17 protein-coding genes and 1 pseudogene are annotated in these 20,705 nt (G+C 70.8%); 14 read left to right on the forward strand and 4 right to left on the reverse strand.

The genetic code is table 11. The features are described from left to right. Window positions 1-40 precede the first annotated feature (40 nt). The 11 genes from hypF (at window position 41) to SMD11_RS05100 (ending at window position 13,572) form a co-directional block, all read left to right on the forward strand. Window positions 41-2,329: a carbamoyltransferase HypF gene (gene hypF, locus SMD11_RS05050; protein ID WP_087930295.1), complete on the forward strand. Its 2,289-nt coding sequence runs from the start codon at window positions 41-43 to the stop codon at window positions 2,327-2,329. 5 nt (window positions 2,330-2,334) lie between these two features. Then, window positions 2,335-2,601 carry a HypC/HybG/HupF family hydrogenase formation chaperone gene (locus SMD11_RS05055; protein WP_087925275.1) on the forward strand — a complete coding sequence of 89 codons (267 nt, stop codon included), beginning with the start codon at window positions 2,335-2,337 and terminating at the stop codon, window positions 2,599-2,601. Between the two features lie 78 nt (window positions 2,602-2,679). Continuing rightward, a complete protein-coding gene (locus tag SMD11_RS05060) occupies window positions 2,680-5,397 on the forward strand; it encodes a GNAT family N-acetyltransferase (RefSeq protein ID WP_087925276.1) in 2,718 nt (905 codons plus the stop codon). Between the two features lie 107 nt (window positions 5,398-5,504). Then, window positions 5,505-6,683 carry a 4Fe-4S dicluster domain-containing protein gene (locus SMD11_RS05065; protein ID WP_087925277.1) on the forward strand — a complete coding sequence of 393 codons (1,179 nt, stop codon included), beginning with the start codon at window positions 5,505-5,507 and terminating at the stop codon, window positions 6,681-6,683. A gap of 50 nt (window positions 6,684-6,733) precedes the next feature. Next, window positions 6,734-7,135 (forward strand): cyclic nucleotide-binding domain-containing protein, encoded by a 402-nt coding sequence (locus SMD11_RS05070; RefSeq protein WP_087925278.1) that lies wholly within the window; start codon window positions 6,734-6,736, stop codon window positions 7,133-7,135. After that, on the forward strand, window positions 7,132-7,935 hold the full coding sequence (locus SMD11_RS05075) for an FAD/NAD(P)-binding protein (RefSeq protein ID WP_087925279.1): 804 nt from the start codon (window positions 7,132-7,134) through the stop codon (window positions 7,933-7,935). The genes SMD11_RS05070 and SMD11_RS05075 overlap by 4 nt, the downstream gene beginning before the upstream one ends. Before the next feature lies 1 nt (window position 7,936). Further along, on the forward strand, window positions 7,937-8,737 hold the full coding sequence (locus SMD11_RS05080; protein ID WP_087925280.1) for an oxidoreductase: 801 nt from the start codon (window positions 7,937-7,939) through the stop codon (window positions 8,735-8,737). Further along, the gene (locus SMD11_RS05085) at window positions 8,734-10,071 is read left to right on the forward strand and encodes a Ni/Fe hydrogenase subunit alpha (protein WP_087925281.1); all 1,338 of its coding nucleotides are present in this window, start codon (window positions 8,734-8,736) and stop codon (window positions 10,069-10,071) included. The genes SMD11_RS05080 and SMD11_RS05085 overlap by 4 nt, the downstream gene beginning before the upstream one ends. A 10-nt stretch (window positions 10,072-10,081) precedes the next feature. Next, window positions 10,082-11,197: a hydrogenase formation protein HypD gene (hypD, locus tag SMD11_RS05090; protein WP_087925282.1), complete on the forward strand. Its 1,116-nt coding sequence runs from the start codon at window positions 10,082-10,084 to the stop codon at window positions 11,195-11,197. Next, on the forward strand, window positions 11,194-12,231 hold the full coding sequence (gene hypE / locus SMD11_RS05095; RefSeq protein ID WP_087925283.1) for a hydrogenase expression/formation protein HypE: 1,038 nt from the start codon (window positions 11,194-11,196) through the stop codon (window positions 12,229-12,231). The genes hypD and hypE overlap by 4 nt, the downstream gene beginning before the upstream one ends. A 300-nt stretch (window positions 12,232-12,531) precedes the next feature. Then, a complete protein-coding gene (locus tag SMD11_RS05100; protein ID WP_418952397.1) occupies window positions 12,532-13,572 on the forward strand; it encodes a serine hydrolase domain-containing protein in 1,041 nt (346 codons plus the stop codon). 88 nt (window positions 13,573-13,660) lie between these two features. Here SMD11_RS05100 and SMD11_RS05105 read toward each other — a convergent pair. The 4 genes and pseudogenes from SMD11_RS05105 to SMD11_RS05120 all read right to left on the reverse strand — a co-directional run bounded on the left by SMD11_RS05105 (window position 13,661) and on the right by SMD11_RS05120 (window position 19,271). Further along, window positions 13,661-14,560: pseudogene (locus SMD11_RS05105) on the reverse strand (IS5 family transposase). Between the two features lie 66 nt (window positions 14,561-14,626). Continuing rightward, window positions 14,627-15,558 (reverse strand): IS5 family transposase gene (locus SMD11_RS05110; RefSeq protein ID WP_418952409.1). Its coding sequence is split into 2 segments (ribosomal slippage): window positions 14,627-15,190 and window positions 15,193-15,558, totalling 930 coding nucleotides; the frame shifts between segments, so codons are not numbered across the junction. 108 nt (window positions 15,559-15,666) lie between these two features. Then, a complete protein-coding gene (locus SMD11_RS05115; protein ID WP_418952410.1) occupies window positions 15,667-16,689 on the reverse strand; it encodes a 2-hydroxyacid dehydrogenase in 1,023 nt (340 codons plus the stop codon). An 83-nt stretch (window positions 16,690-16,772) separates the two neighbouring features. Further along, complete coding sequence (locus SMD11_RS05120) at window positions 16,773-19,271, reverse strand: heavy metal translocating P-type ATPase (RefSeq protein ID WP_087925284.1); 2,499 nt, start codon at window positions 19,269-19,271, stop codon at window positions 16,773-16,775. A 194-nt stretch (window positions 19,272-19,465) separates the two neighbouring features. On the opposite strand from SMD11_RS05120, the gene SMD11_RS05125 reads away from it, so the two are divergent. From SMD11_RS05125 to SMD11_RS36980, 3 genes are all read left to right on the forward strand, one after another. Next, window positions 19,466-19,759: an SHOCT domain-containing protein gene (locus SMD11_RS05125; RefSeq protein ID WP_087925285.1), complete on the forward strand. Its 294-nt coding sequence runs from the start codon at window positions 19,466-19,468 to the stop codon at window positions 19,757-19,759. A gap of 53 nt (window positions 19,760-19,812) precedes the next feature. Beyond that, entirely contained in the window at window positions 19,813-20,019 is a 207-nt protein-coding gene (locus SMD11_RS35300) for a hypothetical protein (protein ID WP_159395222.1), read from the forward strand. Between the two features lie 313 nt (window positions 20,020-20,332). Beyond that, window positions 20,333-20,704, forward strand: coding sequence for a DUF305 domain-containing protein (locus tag SMD11_RS36980; RefSeq protein WP_324614689.1), 372 nt, complete (start codon window positions 20,333-20,335; stop codon window positions 20,702-20,704). Window position 20,705: the final 1 nt, after the last annotated feature.

Here is a 20,705-nt window from a genome sequence, read left to right on the forward strand (position 1 = left end):
GTCCCCGGGCGCTACGACCGGCCCGCAAGCCCCGGTCCGGGTGGCTCGGGCGGTCACGGTCTTCGGCAGGGTCCAGGGCGTGGGTTTCCGTCCCTTCGTCCACCGCCTGGCGACGCGGCTGGGGCTCGACGGGTGGGTCCTCAACGCCGACGGCCGTGTCGAGCTGACCGTGGCCGGGCCGCCGCCATCGGTGCAGGCCCTCGTCGAGCTGCTGCGCGTGGAGGCGCCGCCGTTGGCCGACATCCGCCGAGTGACCGTGGCGGACCTGTCCGGCCCTCCCCCGCCGCCTGGCTCGGGTTTCACCGTCCGGGCCAGTGCCCGGACCGGCAGCAGCCGGCCCGCCGCCCGCGAGATCCCGCCGGACATCGCCACCTGCGAAGCGTGCCTGCGCGAACTGTTCGGCCCCGCCGACCGGCGTTACCGCTACCCCTTCGTCAACTGCACGAACTGCGGACCGCGGGCCACCGTCATCGAAGACCTTCCGTACGACCGTGAGCGCACCGTCATGCGGCGCTTTCCGCTGTGCGCCGCATGTGCCGCCGAATACGCGGACCCGGCCGACCGGCGCTTCCACGCCGAGCCGGTGGCATGCCCGGACTGCGGCCCCCGCCTGGAATGGGAGGACCTCACCGGCGAGGCGGCCCTGCGTGCCGCGGAATCGGTCGTCGACAGCGGCGGCATCATGGCGATCAAGGGGCTGGGCGGCTTCCAGCTGGTGTGCGACGCCACCGACGCAGAGGCCGTGAACCGGCTGCGCGCCCGCAAGCTGCGGCCGGCCAAACCGTTCGCCGTCATGGCCAGCGATATCGCGGCCGCCCGGCGCCTGGCACGGCTGTCCTCCGCCGGGGTGACGGCCCTGACGTCCCCGGCCGCGCCCGTGGTGCTGGCGCCGGCTCGCCAGGGCTCCGGCATCCCACCCGGCGTACACGCGGGGACCGACCACATCGGCGTGTTCCTGCCCACCACGCCGCTCCATCACTTGCTGCTGCGGGATCTCGGCAGGCCGTTGGTCGTGACCAGTGGCAACCGCTCGGGCGAGCCCATCACCGTCGACGAGCCGACGGCCCGGGAGACGTTGGCGGGAGTGGCCGACGGCTTCCTCGTCCACAACCGGCCCATCAGGGCCCGCTACGACGACTCGGTGGTGCGCACGGTGGGTCGTACGGTCACGACCCTGCGCCGGGCCCGTGGTCTATCCCCTGCCGCGCTCGTGATCCCCGTCGCGGCCGCTCAGCCGGTCGTGGCGGCCGGTGCGCAGCTGAAGCACACCTTCACCCTCGCGGAAGGGACCTGTGCTGTTCTCGGGCCGCACACCGGCGACCTGGAGGACGCACGGACGCTGGATGCTTTCAAAACGGCCTACGCCGACCTGGTACGGCTGACCGGGATCGAACCCCAGGTCGTCGCCCACGACCTGCACCCTGGCTACCTGTCCACCCAGTGGGCGCGAGCTCGGCCCGCCGAGCGACGGATCGCCGTGCAGCACCACCACGCCCACGTCGCCGCATGCGCCGCCGAACACGGGCTCGACCGTCCTTTCCTCGGGGTGGCCTACGACGGGCTGGGCCTCGGCGACGACGGCACACTGTGGGGCGGAGAGATCCTGGTCGCCGACCTCACCCGCTACCGCCGGGTAGGGCGTTTCGCCACCGCTCCGCTGCCCGGCGGGGCGGCGGCCGTGCGCAGGCCCGCTCGCATGGCTATGGGGTACCTGTACGGGGTGGAGGCGCTCGGCGAGCCCGGTTTTCCGCCCTCGCTGGTCGGTGCGTTCGAGCGGCGCCTCGCGCCGGAGGAGACCCGAGTGGTCCGAGCCATGGTCGAACGGGGTGTCAACTGTCCGCGCGCGTCCAGCGCTGGGCGCCTCTTCGACGCCGCGGCCGGCCTGCTCGGCCTGTGCGACGACGCCACCTACGAAGGGCAAGCAGCCGTGGCCCTGGAGACGGCGGCTGGGGACGAATACGCCGAAGCCCTCCCCTGGCGCCTCGCGCGGGCTGACGGGCTGTGGGTGTACGACCCCGTACCCACCTTGACCGCACTGCTCGACCGCGCCGTGGCCGGCGAGCGGACGAGCACGCTCGCCGCGGCTTTTCACCGCACGCTGGCCGAGGTGACCTCCGGCCTGGTCCAGCGGGCCGTGGCGGCCGGAGCACCGTCGACCCTGTGCTTGTCGGGCGGCTGCTTCCAGAACGCGCGTCTGCTCGCGGAGACGAGGTCCCTGCTCGAGGAACAGGGATTGCGGGTGCTGGTGGGCAGTGCCGTGCCGGTCAACGACGGGGGAATCAGTTACGGGCAGGCGGCAGTGGCCGCAGCTCGCCTGCGGGAAGGATGACGACGATGTGTCTGGGCATTCCGGGCCGGGTGGTGGAGATCCACGACCGTGCCGGGCTGCGGATGGCCACGGTCGACTTCGGCGGGGTCCGCCGCGAGGCGTGCCTGGCCTACACACCCGAGGCCGCTGTGGGCACCTACGTCGTGATCCACGTGGGGTTCGCCATCACCACGGTCGACGAGGCCGAGGCGGAACGAACCCTGGAGGTGCTCCGGGCTATGGCCGACGCCGTGGAAGGCGAACTCGGGGAGCCACTGCCCCGCTCCCCCTGACGTACGAACAGCGCCTGACCGGCCCATGCGCCCCCGCACGACACGGGCCATGCTGGAAGGCGAGGAGGCGACCGTGCCATGACCCGTACCCCGGAGTCGCCGGCCCCTGCGGTGTACGCGCTGCTGGCCGACGGGACGACCGTTCGGGTCAGACCTGTCGTGCCGACGGACCGTGCGGCGGTGTTCCGGCTGTACGAGCGCATGTCTCCCGAGAACGTGCGGCTGCGTTTCTTCTCCACCGGCCCCCTCGTCGCGCAGAAGGCGGCGGACGCGCTGTGCCTGGGCGCCGGGTTGGGAGACCGGGCTCTGGTGGCCGAGGCAGGCGGTGACGTGGTGGGGCTGGCCGAGTATCACGCGACACCCACCGATCCGACCGGGGGCAGGCCGACAGCCGCCGAGGTCGCCCTCGCTGTGGCGGACGAATGGCACCACCGTGGGGTCGGAACGCTCCTGTTGGAACACCTCGTCGACCTCGCGCGGGCCGAGGGCATCCAGGAGCTGACGGCCGACGCGCTGAGCCAGAACATGCGAGTCATCAGGGTCTTCGCCGACCTCGGGCTCCCCGTACGACGACGCTTCGAGGGGCCGGAGGTCCACGTCCACGTGGCGTTGACACCGGACGAGCACTACCTGACCGCCCTCGACACACGCGGGCGCACCGCCGACGTCGCCAGCCTCCGGCCACTGCTCCGGCCCCGGTCGGTGGCCGTCGTCGGCGCCGGCCACCGGCCCGGGTCCGTAGGACGGGCGATCCTGCGCAACCTGCGCGCCAACGGTTTCACCGGCCCGGTGCGCGTCGTCAACCCGCACGGGCCCGCCCTCGACGGCCTGCCCTGCCACCCCGCCGTCTCCGACCTGCCGGAGACCCCCGAACTGGCCGTGCTGGCCGTTCCCGCCCACGCGGTACCCACCCTCGCCGAGGAGTGCGGCGTGCGCGGAGTGCGGGCGCTGGCGGTGGTGACGTCCGGGCTCGACGCGGCCCAGGCGGCGAGGCTCCGGGCGGCCTGCCGTCGGCACGGCATGCGGGTAGTCGGGCCCAACTGCCTGGGTCTGGCCAACACGGAGAAAGACGTGCGGCTGGACGCAACGTTCGCCGCCCGCTTCCCGCTTCCCGGCACGGCCGGAGTCGCCACCCAGTCGGGCGGCGTCGGCATCGCGCTGCTGGACGGACTGTCCCGGCTCGGAATCGGCGTGTCGACGTTCGTCTCGCTCGGCGACAAGTACGACGTCAGCGGCAACGACCTCCTGCAGTGGTGGGAAGAGGACGGACGTACCGATCTCGCGGTGCTGCACCTGGAGTCGTTCGGCAACCCCCGTGCGTTCTCCCGTACCGCCCGGCGGGTGAGTAGGCGCATGCCAGTGCTCACAGTGGACGCGGGGCGCTCGGAGGCCGGGCGCAGGGCGGCGGCCTCGCACACGGCTGCCGCCGCCACGCCGACAATGACCCGGCAGGCACTGTTCCACCAGGCCGGTGTCATCGCCACCCGGAGCATCGGGGAACTCTTGGACACGATGGCACTCCTGCACGCACAGCCGCTGCCCGCCGGCGATCGCGTGGTGGTGGTCACCAACGCCGGCGGGGTGGGCGTGCTGGCCGCCGACGCGTGCAGCGAAGCCGGGCTGAGCGTCCGCCCGCTGGAGCCCGCCCTGGCGGCGGAGGTCGCGGCCGCCCTGCCGGCCGGCGCGGCGGTCGGCAATCCGGTCGACGCGACCGCCGCCGTCCCGGAGGACCGGTTGCGTGCCTGCGTGGATCTGCTGGCCGCGCACCGGGATGTCGATGCCGTGCTGGGCGTCCTGGTCCCGACGGCCCTCGCCGCGGCCACCGGCGACGACCTGGTGCGGGCGTTCACCCATGCCCCCTCACGGGTACCGTGCACGACGGCTCTCGTCCTGGTGGACCGGTCCGCGCGCGTGGAACTACTTCCGGTCGAGCGCGGCGGAGCCGTACCCGCGTACGCCGACCCGCAGGACGCCGCCCGTGCCCTGTCGTACGCGGCGGCTTACGCCCGGCGGCGAAGCAGGCCGCAGAGCCTGCCACCGGAGCCGTCCGGCGTCGATACCGAAGGTGCCCGAGCGGATGTGGCGGAGTGGCTCGCCGAACGTCCCGAGGGCGGCTGGCTCGACCCGGTCCAATGCGCACGGCTCCTCACCCGCTACGGCATTCCGCAGGTCGTCTGGGAATGGGTGTGCGACGAGGAGACCGCCGCAGCAGCGGCCACGCGCCTCGCCGGCCCGGACGGCCGGGTCGTACTCAAAGCCCACTGGCCGGGGCTGGCGCACAAGACCGACGAAGGCGCCGTCCGCCTCGACCTCCAGGGCGAAGGGCAGGTACGAGCCGCCTACCGCGACTTCGTGGACCGCCTCGGCGACCGGCTGTCCGGCGTGGTGGTGCAGCCGCAGGCCCCGCACGTCCTGGAGTTGGTGGCGGGCGTAGTCCAGGACCCGGTCTTCGGTCCGCTCGTGCTCTTCGGCCAGGGCGGTACGGCCACCGACGTCCTGGCCGACCACGCCGCCCGCCTCGCCCCGCTCACCACCTACGATCTCGACGACCTCATCACCTCGCCGCGCTGCTCCGTTCTCCTGTCGGGCCGCCACGGCGGCATCCCCGTCGACCTCGGTGCCCTCGAACGTCTGCTGTTGTGCCTGTCCCGGATGGCCTGTGACCTGCCCCAGCTCGCCGAGGCCGACCTCAATCCGGTAGTGCCCTGCCCGCACGCGGGCGTCATGGCGCTGGACGCCCGCGTGCGGCTGGAACCCCACAAGGCGTACGACCCGTACCTGCGGCGCCTGCGCTGAGACCCGCGCCCGGATGGCCCGCCCCCTGCCGGCGCGCTCGGCGTGCGGGCCGTCCCGGATGTGGTCAGGCTGAGGGGAACACTGCCACCGAGCGAGCAGGAGACGCCATGCCCTCCGCGACGGCGCCGCCGGACGCCGACAACACGGCCTGCGTGCTGGACCTGGAAGGCATCGAGGCCCTCGTGCGGGAGCTGCGCGCCCGGGGCAGGACAGTGATCGGACCGACCGTGCGGGACGGCGCCATCGTGCTGGCCGAACTCGAGTCCGCCGACGAGCTGCCCTACGGCTGGGGAGTGGAGCTGGAGGCCGGCTACTACCGGATGAAGCGGCGGGCCGATGCCATGGCCTTCGCCCATAGCGCCGGCCCCCAGTCGTGGAAGAACTTCCTGCACCCCGAGCGGGCGCGGCAGTGGACCGCCGACCGGGCTCCCGACGGTGGGATGACGGTCCGTGCCGAACGCCCGGAGCCCACCTCGTTCGCCTTCCTGGGCGTACGGCCCTGCGATCTGAGGGCCATCCAGATCCAGGACCGCGTCATGATCGGTGGCCGGCACCGGGACGATGCCTACGAGGAACGCCGTACCGGAGCGTTCCTGATCGTGGTCGAGTGCGTTGAACCGGGCGCCACCTGCTTCTGCGTCTCCATGGGCACCGGCCCCGCCGCGCAGCCCGGCTACGACCTGGCGCTCACCGAGGTGCTGGACGACACCGGACACCGCTTCCTGGCCCGCGCCGGCACCGAGGAAGGCGCGGAGATCCTGGAGAGCCTTCCGCACCGGCCCGCCGACGACATCACGCGCACCCGGGCCCGCGAGGACGTCGAGGCCGCCGCCGGGCGGATGGGCCGCACCATGCCGGACGTCGACCTGCGCGCGCTACTCGCGGGCACACTGGACGCCGAGCGCTGGAACGATGTCGCCGCCCGCTGCCTGACCTGCGGCAACTGCACCATGGCCTGCCCGACGTGCTTCTGCACCACCACTGAGGACGTCACCGACCTGACCGGTGATCACGCCGAACGCTGGCGTCGCTGGGAGTCCTGTTACGACCTGGACTTCACCCATCTGCCCGGCGGTTCCGTCCGGAGCACCGGGCGCAGCCGCTACCGCCAGTGGCTCACCCACAAACTGGGCACCTGGTGGGACCAGTTCGACAGCTCCGGCTGCGTGGGCTGCGGCCGTTGCATCGTGTGGTGCCCGGTTGCCATCGACATCACCGAGGAAGCGCACGCCCTGCACCAGGAATCCCTCGAACGGCAGGCTGAAACGAAGGGCGAGGCGCCGTGAAACCGACAGGGTTGCTCGCCGCTCTGCCGGAGGGCCCACACGAACGGCTGATGGAGCTGGGGCGCGAGGTGTCGTTCCCCGCCGGGGCGCGGATCTTCGAGGAGGGTGGCAGAGCCGACCACTTCTGGGTGATTCGCGACGGCGGCGTCAACCTCGACGTCCACGTGCCCGGTCGCCGTAGCGCGGTCGTCGAGACGCTGGGCGCCGGGCGCTTGCTGGGGTGGTCCTGGCTGTGCCCACCGCATCAGTGGCATCTGGGGGCAGAGGCGACGAGCCCCGTCCACGCCTGGGAGTTCGACGCCGGCGAGGTGCTCGCCCTGTGCGAGCGCGACCCCGAACTCGACCACGCGCTGCTCACCTACGTGGTGGAGGTCATCGGCCGCCGCCTGCGGGCCGCGCGCACACGCCTGCTCGACCTCTACGGCCCCTACGGGAGCGGGTCGCCCGGATGACCGCCGTCCCCCTCCCCTACCGGGTGGTGAGCAACCGGCCGGAGACCACCGACACCCGCACGCTTACGTTGCGGCCCGTAGGCGAAGCCCTGCCTGCCTTCGCCCCGGGCCAGTTCGCCATGCTCTACGCCTTCGGGGTCGGCGAGATCCCGGTGTCCGTCGCCGGTTTGCAGGACGGCACCCTGACCCACACCATCCGCGGCGTAGGCGCCGTGTCGCGCGCCCTGTGCGCCGTCCGCCCTGGGACGCAGGTGGGTGTGCGGGGCCCCCTCGGCACCGGCTGGGACCTGCCGGCCGCCACAGGACGTGACCTTCTCGTGGTGGCGGGCGGCATCGGCCTGGCCCCACTGCGGCCCCTCGTCCAGGCGGCATTGTCCACGCCCCGCGACCACGGCCGACTGAACATCCTCATCGGCGCCCGCACGCCCGAGGACCTGCTGTACCGATCGGAACCGGACGGCTGGGGGCGGCCGTACTGCGAAGTGACGGTGGACCGCGCGGGTCCGGAGTGGACCGGCCGCGTCGGGGTGGTGACCACCCTGCTGGACCAGGCGGCGTTCACCCCGCACGAGACCACGGCCTTCGTCTGCGGGCCCGAGGTCATGATCCGCGCCACCGGCCGCGAGCTGCTGCACCGCGGCGTACCGGCACAGCACATCCGCGTCTCCCTCGAACGCAACATGCACTGCGCCACCGGCCACTGCGGCCACTGCCAGCTCGGTCCGCTGCTCCTGTGCCGGGACGGGCCCGTCGTCGGATACGACCGTGCCGAGCCCCTGCTCGCCGTGCGGGAGCTGTGAGATGGCCGCGCCCGTGCGCTCCCGTCCTCGGCTCGGCGTGTTCAAGTTCGCCTCCTGCGACGGCTGCCAGCTGACCTTGCTGGACTGCGAGGACGAGCTGTTGCCGCTCGCCGCCGAGATCGACATCGCCCATTTCGTCGAGGCGTCGAGCGACATCCAGCCGGGCCCGTACGACCTCTCCCTCGTCGAAGGGTCGGTCTCCACCCCCGAACACCTCGAACGCATCCGGCGCATCCGCTCCGAGTCCCGCCACCTGGTGACCATCGGCGCCTGCGCCACAGCGGGCGGTGTCCAGGCCCTGCGCAACTTCGCCGACGTCGCCGAATTCCGCGCGACCGTCTACGCGAAACCCGAGTACATCGAGACCCTCGCCACCTCCACCCCCATCTCGGCCCACGTCCCTGTCGACTTCGAACTGCGCGGCTGCCCCATCGACCGCGGCCAGCTCATCGAGGTCATCACCGCCTTCCTCGCCGACCGCCGACCCGACATCCCCAACCACAGCGTCTGCTTCGCCTGCAAGCGACGCGGCACCACCTGCCTCCCCGTCGCACACGGCATCCCGTGCCTGGGGCCGGTGACGCACGCGGGATGCGGGGCACTGTGCCCGGCCTACGGGCGGGGCTGCTACGGCTGCTTCGGACCATCGGCATCGACGAATATGCCCGCGATGATCCCGCTGCTGCGCAGTGACGGCATGAGCGACGAGGACATCCTCCGCTTCCTGCACACCTTCAACGCTCACGACTTCGCCGCGATCGAACCACCGGGGGAACTCGGCGAAGAGGGGGCGGCCTCATGACACACCGCGGCTCGCGCGTGCTGCACGTCGGCGCCCTCGCCCGCGTCGAGGGAGAAGGAGCACTGCGGCTGCGGATCAGCGACGGCACCGTCACCCAGGCCCAGCTCAGCATCTACGAGCCGCCACGGTTCTTCGAAGCATTCCTACGTGGCCGCCGGCACACCGAACCACCGGACATCACCTCGCGCGTGTGCGGCATCTGCCCCGTCGCCTACCAGACGAGCTCCTGCCACGCGATCGAGGACGTCTGCGGCATCACCGTCGACGGGCAACTGGCCGCACTGCGGCGGCTGCTGTACTGCGGCGAGTGGATCGAAAGCCACACCCTGCACATCTATCTGCTCCACGCACCCGACTTCCTCGGCTGCGACAACGCGATCGAACTCTCCCGCACCCATCGTGCCGACGTCGAACGGGGACTACGGCTCAAGCAGGCCGGAAACAGCATCATGGAATTCCTCGGCGGCCGCTCCATCCATCCCATCAACGTCCGCGTCGGCGGCTTCCACCGCACCCCCGCGCGTACCGAATTCCGCCCCTTGGCCGAGCGGCTGCGGCAGGCGCGCGACGACGCGCTCGCGACCGTCGCCTGGGTGGCCGGCTTCGACTTCCCCGAAGCCGACTGCGACGCCGACCTGCTCGCCCTCACCGAACCGGGCACGTACGCCATCGAGACAGGTACCCCCACCGTGCTACCCCACGGCGACGGGCACCGCACGAGGACGTTCCCCCTTGCGGACTTCACCACCCACGTGGTCGAGGAGCAGGTCCCCTACTCCACCGCGCTCCAGGCCCGGCTGGACGGCAGACGCCACCTCACCGGCGCCCTGGCCCGGTACGCCATCAGCGGCCACCAGCTCCCACCCGCTGTCCGGGAAGCGGCCCGGTCGGCCGGCCTGGCCGACCCGGCCTCCGGGCAGATCTGCCGCAACCCCTTCCGCAGCGTCGTGGTCCGCGCCGTCGAAGTTCTTTATGCCGTGGAGGAAGCGCTGCGCCTGATCGACGCGTACGAACTCCCGCCGTACCCCGCCGTGGATGTCCCCCCACGGGCCGGGACGGGCCACGGCGCCACCGAGGCACCGCGCGGCACCCTCTACCACCGCTACACCCTCGACGACGAAGGGCTCGTCACCGACGCATGTCTCATCCCGCCCACCTCCCAGAACCAGGGCGCCATCGAGGAAGACCTGAGGCGGATCGTCCAGGACCGGCTGCGGCACGGCGAGCCCACCGATGCTGAGCTGACCCGGCTGTGTGAACGGGCCATTCGCAATCACGATCCGTGCATCTCCTGCTCGGCCCACTTCCTCGACCTGACCGTCGTACGAGCGTGAGGAAAGCCGCGTGAAATATCTCGACGAATACCGCGACCCGGAGCTCGCACGCCGGCTGCTGGACGAGCTCCACCGCACCGCCACCCACCCGTGGCAGATCATGGAGGTCTGCGGCGGCCAGACCCACACCCTCGTCCGCCAGGGCATCGACGAACTCCTGCCCGCCGGAATGCGCATGATCCACGGCCCCGGTTGCCCGGTCTGCGTCACGCCGCTGGAGACCCTCGACCGCGCTATGGCCATCGCCGCCCGCCCAGGGGTGACCCTCGCCAGCTTCGGCGATATGCTCCGCGTCCCCGGCTCCCACACCGACCTGCTCGCCTTGAGGGCCCGCGGAGCGGACGTCCGCGTCGTCTACACCCCCATGGACGCGGTCAAGCTCGCCGAGGAGCACCCGGACCGGGACGTCGTCTTCCTCGCTGTCGGCTTCGAGACCACGGCCCCCGCCAACGCCATGGCCGTACTGCACGCTTCCCGCCTGGGGCTGCGGAACTTCAGCATGCTGGTCAGCCATGTCCTGGTCCCGCCCGCCATGACGGCGCTGCTGGAGTCACCCGAATGTGAGGTCCAGGCGTTCCTGGCCGCCGGGCACGTGTGTGCGGTCATGGGCTGGACGGAGTACGAACCCATCGTCGCCCGCTACCGGGTGCCGGTCGTGGTCACCGGCTTCGAACCGCTCGACCTGCTCGAAGGCATCCTTATGGCCACCCGGCAGCTCGAGGACGGCAGGGCCGAGATCGAGAACCAGTACGTACGGGCCGTGCGCCGCCAGGGCAATGGCGAGGCGCAGTCCGCCGTCGCCCGCGTCTTCCAGGTCACCGACCGTGCCTGGCGCGGCATTGGTGACCTCCCCCGCAGCGGCCTGGAACTCCGCCCGGAGCTCGCTTCGTTCGACGCCGCGCGGCGGTACGACGTCGACGGCCTGCACTCCGCGGAGGACCCCGAGTGCATCGCCGGCGGCATCCTCACCGGCGCGCGGCTGCCTACCGACTGCACCGCCTACGGAACCCGCTGCACGCCCCGCCACCCGCTCGGCGCGCCCATGGTGTCGACGGAGGGCACCTGCGCCGCTTTCCACGCCGCCGGACGGGTCGCCACGTCTGTCAAGGAGGGAACGTCCTCGTGATCACCGAATGCCCCGTACCCCGCGCGGAAACCGAGCGGGTGCTCCTCGGTCACGGAGCCGGCGGGCGGCTCACCGCGGAACTCCTGGAGCACACGGTTCTCCCCGCCTTCGGCGGGCAGGAAGGCCCGCTGGAGGACGCCTCGCTCCTTCCCGGTTCCGGGGGGCTGGTGATGAGCACGGACGGTTTCGTCGTCAGTCCGCTGTTCTTCCCCGGCGGCGACATCGGCTCCCTGGCCGTCCACGGCACCGTCAACGACCTGGCGATGCGCGGCGCCGAGCCCGTCGCCCTTTCCGTCGCCCTGATCGTGGAGGAAGGACTCGAACTGGGTCAGTTGGAGGCCGTACTGCGTTCGCTGGGCAAGGCGGCCCAGGAGGCGGGCGTGCCGGTGGTCACCGGAGACACCAAGGTGGTGGGCCGGGGCGCGGCCGACAAGGTGTTCATCACCACGACCGGCGTCGGCAAGCTCCTCCCCGGTCTTGCCGTCTCCGCCGCGAATGCCCGCCCGGGCGACGCCGTGCTGCTGTCGGGCCCCATCGGCCTGCACGGAACGGCCGTGCTCAGCACGCGCGAAGGCCTGGGCTTCGAAGCCGACATCACCTCCGACACCCGCCCCCTCCACCGCCTGGTGGCGGCCCTCGCCCCGCTCGGCGACCGGCTGCACGTCCTGCGTGATCCCACCCGGGGTGGGCTGGCCGCCGCACTCAACGAGGTCGCACGCGACTCAGCCGTGGCCGTGGGCATCGACGAGCGCGCCGTCCCGGTGCCGGAGCCGGTCGCGGCCGCCTGCGACATCCTCGGGCTCGACCCCCTGCACGTGGCCAACGAAGGCTGCATGGTCGTCTTCGTCGCACCGGATGCCGCCGATGCGGCCCTGGCGGAACTGCGCTCCCTGCCGGAAGGCAGTGGCGCGGTCCGCATCGGGGAAGTCCTGCCGGCCGACGGGCACCCCGGCCGTGTCGTCATGCGCACGGTCGTGGGCGCCCAGCGCATTATGGACATGCCACTCGGCGAGCAGCTGCCCCGTATCTGCTGACGCCACCTCCCGCGAAGGCGCCCAGGGCGTGTCCGGTGAGTCGTGAATCGATATGGGGTCCTCATGTGGTGCCGGTTGCGGGCGGGCGGTCTCTCAGGGGTGAACCAGGGGTTCGGTCAGGGGGATTACTGATAGGCAACGGTGGCCGCGCACAGCAGAGTTGATCTTGTTTCCAAGGTCCGTCGATGATGTTCTGGAGGAACCTCCGTGCGCAAACGCCTCGCGCTCACCGCCCTTGCCTTGGCCACCGCCGTCACCGCCGGGGTGGCGGTACCCGCAACCGCCGCCGGTCCAGACCCTGTGCGACAGGGACTGGAGACACTGGTGCACTCCGACGGCGCGCCAGGCGCGCTGGCGAGCGTGCGGGATGGTGCCGGGCGCGTCCGCTCCTATACCGAGGGGGAAGGGGACCGTGACACGCACGCGAAGGTGCCCCGGGACGGCCAGGTGCGGATCGGTAGCGTGAGCAAGACGTTCACTGCGGTGGTCGTGCTGCAACTGGTCGGCGAAGGCAAGATCGGCCTGGACGACAAGGTGGAAAAGCACCTGCCGGGGCTCGTGCGCGGGAAGGGGATCGACGGACACCAGATCACGGTGCGTCAGCTCCTTCAGCACACCAGCGGACTTCCCGACTACGAAGAGGACGTCACCAGCGACATCCTGGAACGCCGCTACGTCTCACCCCGCACCGCCCTGGACATCGCCCTCCGGCACGAAGCCGCCTTCACACCGGGAGCGAAGGGGAAGTGGAGATACAGCAGCACGAACTACCTGCTGGCCGGGCTGATCGTGGAGAAGGTCACCGGACGGCCCTTCGCCGAGGAGGTCACCAGGCGCGTCATCCAGCGCGTCGGGCTGCGCCATACGTATTTCCCCGCCCCCGGTGAGACGACCATCCGGGAGCGCCACCCCCAGGGCTACCGCCAGGACCAGCCCGGCGCTGTACGCGATGTCACCGAGATCGACCCCTCCGCGTCCTGGGCGGCAGGCGCGATGGTCTCCACCAACTCCGACCTGAACGCCTTCTTTTCCGCGCTGCTGGGCGGCCGTCTCCTCGACAAGCCCCAGCTCGACGCGATGCGCACCACCGTGCGGATGAGGGAGAACGACCCGGACCACAACGCCGGGCTGGGAATCATCACGATGCCGCTGCCGTGCAACGACGACCAAGGCCGCAAGCGCGTCGCCTGGGCCCACAGCGGCACCATCCCCGGCTACGGGACTTGGACCGCGGCCACCGACGACGGCCGCGCCGCGAGCGTCACGATGACCCTGGAGATCACGACCAACGAAGCCGTGGAACACCTCCAGAAGACCGTGGCATCGGCCCTGTGCCGCTGAACCACCGCTGCCCACTCTCGCGGACGTACGCTTCTCCGCGGCCTCCCCGTCGCGCCGGGTCCCGTTTCATGAACGGCTGAACCGCAGGTTACCGACGTAGCCGGAGGCGGAGGGAAGCGACCGTCACGGTGCTGGGGAAAACGTAAGCCCGCTTATCGAAGCGTGTCGCCACAGCCCGGTTCGTTTTCAGCTTACTGATCAGTCGCTCTACTTCATTCCGGCGCTTGCAGACCGACTTGTCGAACCCGGTGGGCCGACCGCCCTCGCTTCCACGGCGTCGTCGGTCGGCCCGCTGATTCTCCGGCTCCGGGACAGTGTGCTTGATCTGCCGACGCCGCAGACAGCGGCGGTTGCGGCGGGAGCTGTACGCCTAATAGGCATCGAGGTCGCCGCTCAGATGGTCGGGACGGGTGCGGGGATGCCCGCCGGCCGGGCGTGGGACACGGATGCGGTCCAACACCGGGATCATCTGCGGCGCGTCGCCCCACTGCCCCGGAGTGAGCAGCAGGGCCAGGGGCCGCAGTCCGCCTTCACCGGCCAGGTGAATCTTCGTGCTGAGCCCGCCCCGTGAGCGGCCAAGGGCTTCATCAGCGCGGTGCTGGGCAGCTCGGGAGCGCCTGTCGGCCTGCCGTGCGGGCTGCTTGCGTGCACCAGCAGCATGTTGGCGGGCGCGGCACACAGTGGAGTCAACGCTCACCATGGACCAGTCCACACGTCCTTCAGTATCGGCATCTGCCTGGACAGCCCGCAGGATCCGGTCCCATGTACCGTCGGTCGACCACCGGCGATGACGATCATGAACCGTCTTCCACTTCCCGAACCGCCCCGGCAGATCCCGCCACGGAACGCCCGTGCGAAGCCGGAAGAGGATCCCGTTGACCACTCGGCGATGGTTCGCCCAACGCCCGCCTCGCCCCACGTTCTTGGGCAAGTGCACCTCAAGCCGCACCCACTCCTTGCTAGAAAGATCAACCCGCCCCGCACTCACCGAAACGACCCGCCATCAGCCAGGTCACACGACCCGTCGGACACGCCCTAGGCACTGTTTCTCGGATCATGTTCGGAGCCAGATAGCGAGGGCTGCGAGTGTGACGGTGCCGAGGTAGATATAGGCGCGTTTCTCGTAGCGGGTGGCGACGGCGCGGAAGCCTTTGAGGCGGTTGATGGCGCGTTCGACGGTGTTGCGCTTCTTGTAGCGTTCGCTGTCGAAGCCGATGGGCCGGCCGCCTCGGGATCCTCGGTTCTGCCGGTGTCTGCGCTGGTAGAGACGTTCGGGGATGGTGTGCCGGATTCCGCGTCGCCGCAGGTAGCGGCGATTTCTCCGAGACGTGTAGGCCTTGTCCGCCAGGAGATGGTCGGGCCGGGTGCGGGGCCGTCCGGCTCCGGCCCGGGGCACGCGGACCTGCTCCAGCACGCGCTCGAGCTGTGGGCCGTCGCCGTGGTGTCCGGGTGTCAGGACGAGGGCGAGGGGTCGGCATCGTCCCTCGGCGACGAGATGGATCTTGGTGGTGAATCCTCCGCGGGAACGTCCGAGACACTCGCCGATCTGACCACCTCCTCCAGTCGGACGGCCAGTTTCCGTAGCACCGGATCGACCTGGTTCGTCCCCCGGCCGGCCCCCTTTTGAGGAACCGCGGCCGCCGACGCTTTCCTCGCGCCAGCGGCGTGCTGGTGAGCCCGCACCGCCGTCGAGTCCACCGACACGTCCCAGTCGATCCCGCCCGCGGCGTCCTCGGCTGCCTGGATGCGAGACAGCAGCATCTTCCACGTTCCATCAGCTGACCAGCGACGATGCCGTTTGTAGACCGTTTCCCACGGCCCGAACCGCTCCGGCAGGTCCCGCCACTGCACCCCAGTCCTCACCCGGTAGAGCACACCGTTGATCACCCGACGGTGATCGCTCCACCGGCCCCCACGCGCACCACCAGGAGGTAAGAACGACTCCAGTCGATCCCACTCCGCGTTCGTCAAATCCCCACGGCCCATACAGCCAGCATGACCCCAACACCCCACTCAGGTAAGGAGATCCGAGAAACAGTGCCTAGGTGAGTCACCGGACCGGGAGACCACGGAAGTGAGGAAGGCGCACCGCGGTTACCGCTCCGTCCCTCTTCCGCCGACGCCGGGCGGCACGAGTGTGTTGTCGCCGGTCCGACCGGCGAAGTGGTCGGCGATGTTCCGGGCGGTGGTCCCGACGATCTCCTCGACCGCGTCCCGGCTGAAGTAACCCTGGTGGGAGGTGACCAGGACGTTGCCGAAGGTCATCAGCCGGGCCAGGGTGTCGTCCGCCATCACCTCCAGCGACTTGTCGAAGAAGAAGACGCCCGCCTCCTCCTCGTACACGTCCAGGCCCACGCCCATGAGCCGACCTGCGAGCAGGGTCTCCACCAGCGCGTGGGCGTCGACGAGCCCTCCCCTGCTCGTGTTGATCAGGATGGCGTCGTCCTGCATCAGCGCCAGCGCCGCCGCATCCACCACGTGGTAGGTCCGGGGCACCAGCGGTGCGTGCAGGCTCAGCAGGTCGGACTCCGCGAACAACCGGTCTCGTTCGACGTACTCCACGCCCAGCGCGCGGCACTCGTCGCTCGGCGCGACGTCGTACCCCAGCAACCGCATGCCGAAGCCGGCGGCGATGCGGGCGAACGCCGTGCCGATCTTGCCGGTGCCCAGGATGCCGGCGGTGCGCCCGTGGAAGTCCCGGCCCATCAGCCCGTCCAGCCGGAAGTCGAAGTCCCGCGTGCGGGTCACCGCCCTCGGGATCCTGCGGTTGACCGCCAGGGCCAGCGCCCAGGCGAACTCCGCCACCGAGTACGGCGAGTACCAGGACACCCGGGCCACCGACAGGCCGAGCGCCCGCGCCGCCGTCAGATCGATGTTGTTGTAACCGGTGGCCCGCTGAGTGACGAGTTCCGTGCCGCCGGCGGCGAGAGTCCGCAGCACCTCCTCGTCCAGGACGTCGTTGACGCTGCTGCACACCACCTGGCGGCCCGCCGCCGTCGCTGCCGTGTCCCGGTCCAGGATGAGGTCCAGGCAGCGCAGGTCGTACTTCCCGCCCAGTGCTCGTTCCAGCAGAGGCCGCTCATCGGCGGTCACTCCGTATGCGACGACTCCCACCATGATCCCGCGCTCCCGTCAGCCGGTACTCCATACCCATGATCCGGGCATTGTCGATGGTTGCTCAGACGTACCGTCCATCGGTGTCACAGCCCTGTACTCCGGCTGCGGGGCATGGCTGCCCAGCGGCGTAGCCGGGAGGAGTTGATGACGACGGAGAGGGAGGAGAGAGCCATGGCGGCCGCGGCGATGATGGGGCTGAGGCGGATGCCCCACAACGGGTAGAGGGCACCGGCGGCGACGGGGACGCCGACGGCGTTGTAAACGAGGGCGAAGAACAGGTTCTGGCGGATGTTGCGCATCGTGGCGCGCGACAGCCTGATGGCGGTGACGACGCCGGTCAGCGAGCCGGTGATGAGAGTGATGTCGGCGGCCTCGATGGCCACGTCGGTGCCGGTGCCGATGGCGAGTCCGACGTCGGCGGCGGCCAGGGCGGGGGCGTCATTGATGCCGTCGCCGACCATGCCCACCGTGCGCCCCTCTGCCTGCAGGCGCCGGACCTCGTCGGCCTTGTGCTCGGGCAGGACCTCGGCCAGGACCCGCTCCACGCCGACCTGTGCGCCGATGGCCTCGGCGGTGCGGGCGTTGTCGCCAGTGATGATGACGACGTCCAGGCCGAGCTGCTTGAGCGCGGTGATGGTGTCGGCGGAGTCCTCCTTGACGGTGTCGGCGACCGCGAGCACTCCGGCCGGGCGTCCGTCGACGGCGGTGAGGACGGGGGTCTTGCCCTGGGCGGAGAATCCCGTCGCGACTGCTTCGAGCGCGGAGGTGTCGATGCCGGCGTCGGTGAGCAGACGGGCGGTGCCCACCAGCACGGCGTGACCGGCGACCGTCGCCCGAACACCTTTGCCGGTCACGGAGGTGAAGTCGCTCGCCTCGGGCAGGGTGAGGCCACGTTCGCGGGTGCCGGTGACGATCGCTGCGGCGAGCGGGTGCTCGCTGGCCTCCTCGGCCGCGGCGACCAGCGTCAGCATCTCGTCCTTGGTGATGCCCTGGGCTGCGTGGACGTCGGTGAGGACGGGCTTTCCCGCGGTGACGGTGCCGGTCTTGTCCAGGACGATGGTGTCGAGCTTGTGGGCGGTCTCCAGGGCTTCGGCGGAGCGGATGAGGATGCCGGCCTGCGCGCCCTTGCCGGTGCCGACCATGACCGACAGCGGAGTGGCCAGACCGAGTGCGCAAGGGCAGGCGATGATCAGCACGGCCACCGCCGAGACGAGCGCGAGGGTCAGCGCGGGGGCGGGGCCGATGGTGAACCAGACGGCGAACGTCGCGATCGCGACGGCTATCACGGCGGGCACGAAGTAGGCGGAGACGGCGTCGGCGAGGCGCTGGATGGGGGCCTTGGACGCCTGGGCCTGCTGAACGAGGCGGATGATCTGGGCGAGCATGGTGTCGGCGCCGACCTTCGCGGCGCGTACGCGCAAGGATCCCGTGCCGTTGACGGTGGCGCCGATGACGGTGTCCCCGGCCCGCTTGGTGACCGGCATGGGCTCGCCAGTGACCATGGACTCGTCCACCGGCGAGGAGCCCGACAGCACCTCGGCGTCGACCGGTACCTTCTCGCCGGGCCGGACGATGATCTCGTCGCCGACGACGACGTCCTCGACGGGGACCTCTTGCTGCATGCCCTCGCGGATCACCCGGGCGGTACGGGCCTGGAGCCCGAGCAGGGCGCGGATAGCCTCTCCGGTGCCGGCCCTGGCGCGGGCCTCCAGCAGGCGGCCGAGCAGGATCAGAGCGAGGATCACCCCGACCGCCTCGAAGTACACCCCGCGCACGTCCACCGGGAACAGAGTGGGGGCGACGGTGACGAGCAGGCTGTAGCCGTAGGCGGCGGTGGTACCCAGGGTGATCAGGGAGTTCATGTCGGCGCCACGGTGGCGCAGAGTCAGCCAGCCTGTGGAGTGGATCGGCCACCCGGTGTAAAACATCACCGGTGTGACGAGCACGAGCTGGAGCCAGTGGTTGAGCAGCCAGCCGGGCACCCAGGCGGCACCGAACAGCTCGTGGGCCATGACGGCGAACAGCACCGGCAGGGTCAGGACCGCGCCGACGGCGACCCGGCGGGTCAGGTCCGAGATCTCCGCCCGCCGCTCGGCGGACTCGACTGCCTCCGCCTCGGCCGCCGGTCCCTCGGACGGTGCCCCAGCTGCGGGCCTGGCCGCTGCCTCTGGCTCGCCCCCAGTGGCGGCCGGTGGTGTCATGTCCTCCGCCGGCTCGACCACGAGCGTTCCGCGGATCATGTTCATCCCGCAGGCGAAGCCGAAGGACCCGGCCCGGTCGGGGCTGAGCCGCACCATGGTGCGGGTGAAGGCAGGGAGCGCCGCGCTGACGTGCAGATCGGGGAAGACCACCCGGGAGGTGCACTCCCCGGTCTCCCGCCGGTCGAAGACCAGCTCCGCCGGCACGCCCTGGCGCAGCAGGACGACGTCGGGGCTGTAGCCGCCCCGCACCGTGATGTCGGCCCGCTGGACACCGTCTTCGATCTTCGCGGCGCCGGCTCTGCGGGGTCCGAAGAAGAACCATCCCAGGGCCGCGATCAGCCCTGCCGCTACCACAGCCGCGATGGCGTCGGCGACACCCATGACAGGCCTCCGTCCCTGGCCGGAACCGCCTCGTTCACCTTCCAGCCTGCATCGCGACAAACAAGAGGGCCCACTCACCCGCGCGAACGAGCCCTCCGTCCTCCACCAGTCGGCGCGACAAGGAGAGACCATGGAGGTAGGTGCCCCCCCACCGCAGGACCCGTACCCCGGATGACCTGGGGAAGTGAAGCGCAATGATGTTCTGGTACGGCCACGGCATGAGTGGCTGGGGCTGGTTCGCAATGACGATCAGCATGATCCTGTTCTGGGGGCTGATCATCACCGTCGCCGTGCTCCTCTTCCGGTCCCTCGCCCGCCCGGCAGTCCCGCCCGGTGGCGAACACACCAGCTGGCACAAAGGCCCCGCGCCCGGCAGCCCCGAACAGATCCTCGCCGAGCGGTACGCACGCGGCGAGATCGACGAGGAGGAATACCAGCGTCGCCTGGCCACTCTCCGCGGCTCGCCACCGGGCCCGGCGAAACCCTGACCGGGCAGGCTCCCGCCCTCCGCCTTTGGCGCTCGCCCACCGAGGAGCGCGTCATGAGCACCCACGCAAGTTCCCCAGGGCACGGCAAGCGAGGCGGGCACGGATGGATGATGATCACCTGCTGTGTCCCGATGCTCGTCGCGGCGATCATGCTGGTCGCCACGGGCCTCCTCAGCCCCGGATTTCTCATCACCGCGGTCATGTGCATGGGCATGATGGTGCTGATGATGCGCGGCATGGGCCGCGACAACCGCTCCTGACTCCGCGGAGCCCGGCGATGACCACCACAGAACTGACCGGCACACTGCTCCTGACCGGCCGGCTCTGCTGAGCGACCCTCCGCCTTGCCGCCTTGTGCCGCCGCTGCCCGCCCTTCGCCAGCGCTGACGCGACGCCGTCCATGCGGCCACAGAGCGCTACTTCGCCCACCGGCTGGACACCCGGAAGAGAGCGATCGCCACATCAGGGGCAGACGGGCCTGAAGAATCGCTCCTGCGGCGCGGCAACCCTCGTTGATGCCTCTCGTCACGTAGACGTATGCCGAGAACCTCCCCGTAGCCAGGAGCTCCCGACATGAGCACGCTCTGCCTTCAGGCCCGCCGCGCTGCTTCGGCCACTGCTGTCGCGGTGACGGCGACGCTCGTCCTGGCTGCCTGCGGCGGGAACAGCAACAACGGGGGATCGGCCGGCACGTCCACCAGCGCCACCCCCTCCGGATCGGCCTCCGCCCCCGCTGGACTGCACAACCAGGCCGACGTCACCTTCGCGCAGGGGATGATCCCGCACCACCGCCAGGCCATCGTCATGTCCGACATGGTCCAGGCCCACTCCTCCTCCGGCGAGGTGAAGGCACTCACTGAGAGGATCAAGAAGGCGCAGGCGCCGGAGATCGAGACCATGACCGCCTGGCTGAGAGCCTGGGGCGAGCCGGTCCCCCGGGGATGAG

The organism is Streptomyces albireticuli (assembly GCF_002192455.1).
Lineage (GTDB): Bacteria > Actinomycetota > Actinomycetes > Streptomycetales > Streptomycetaceae > Streptomyces > Streptomyces albireticuli_B.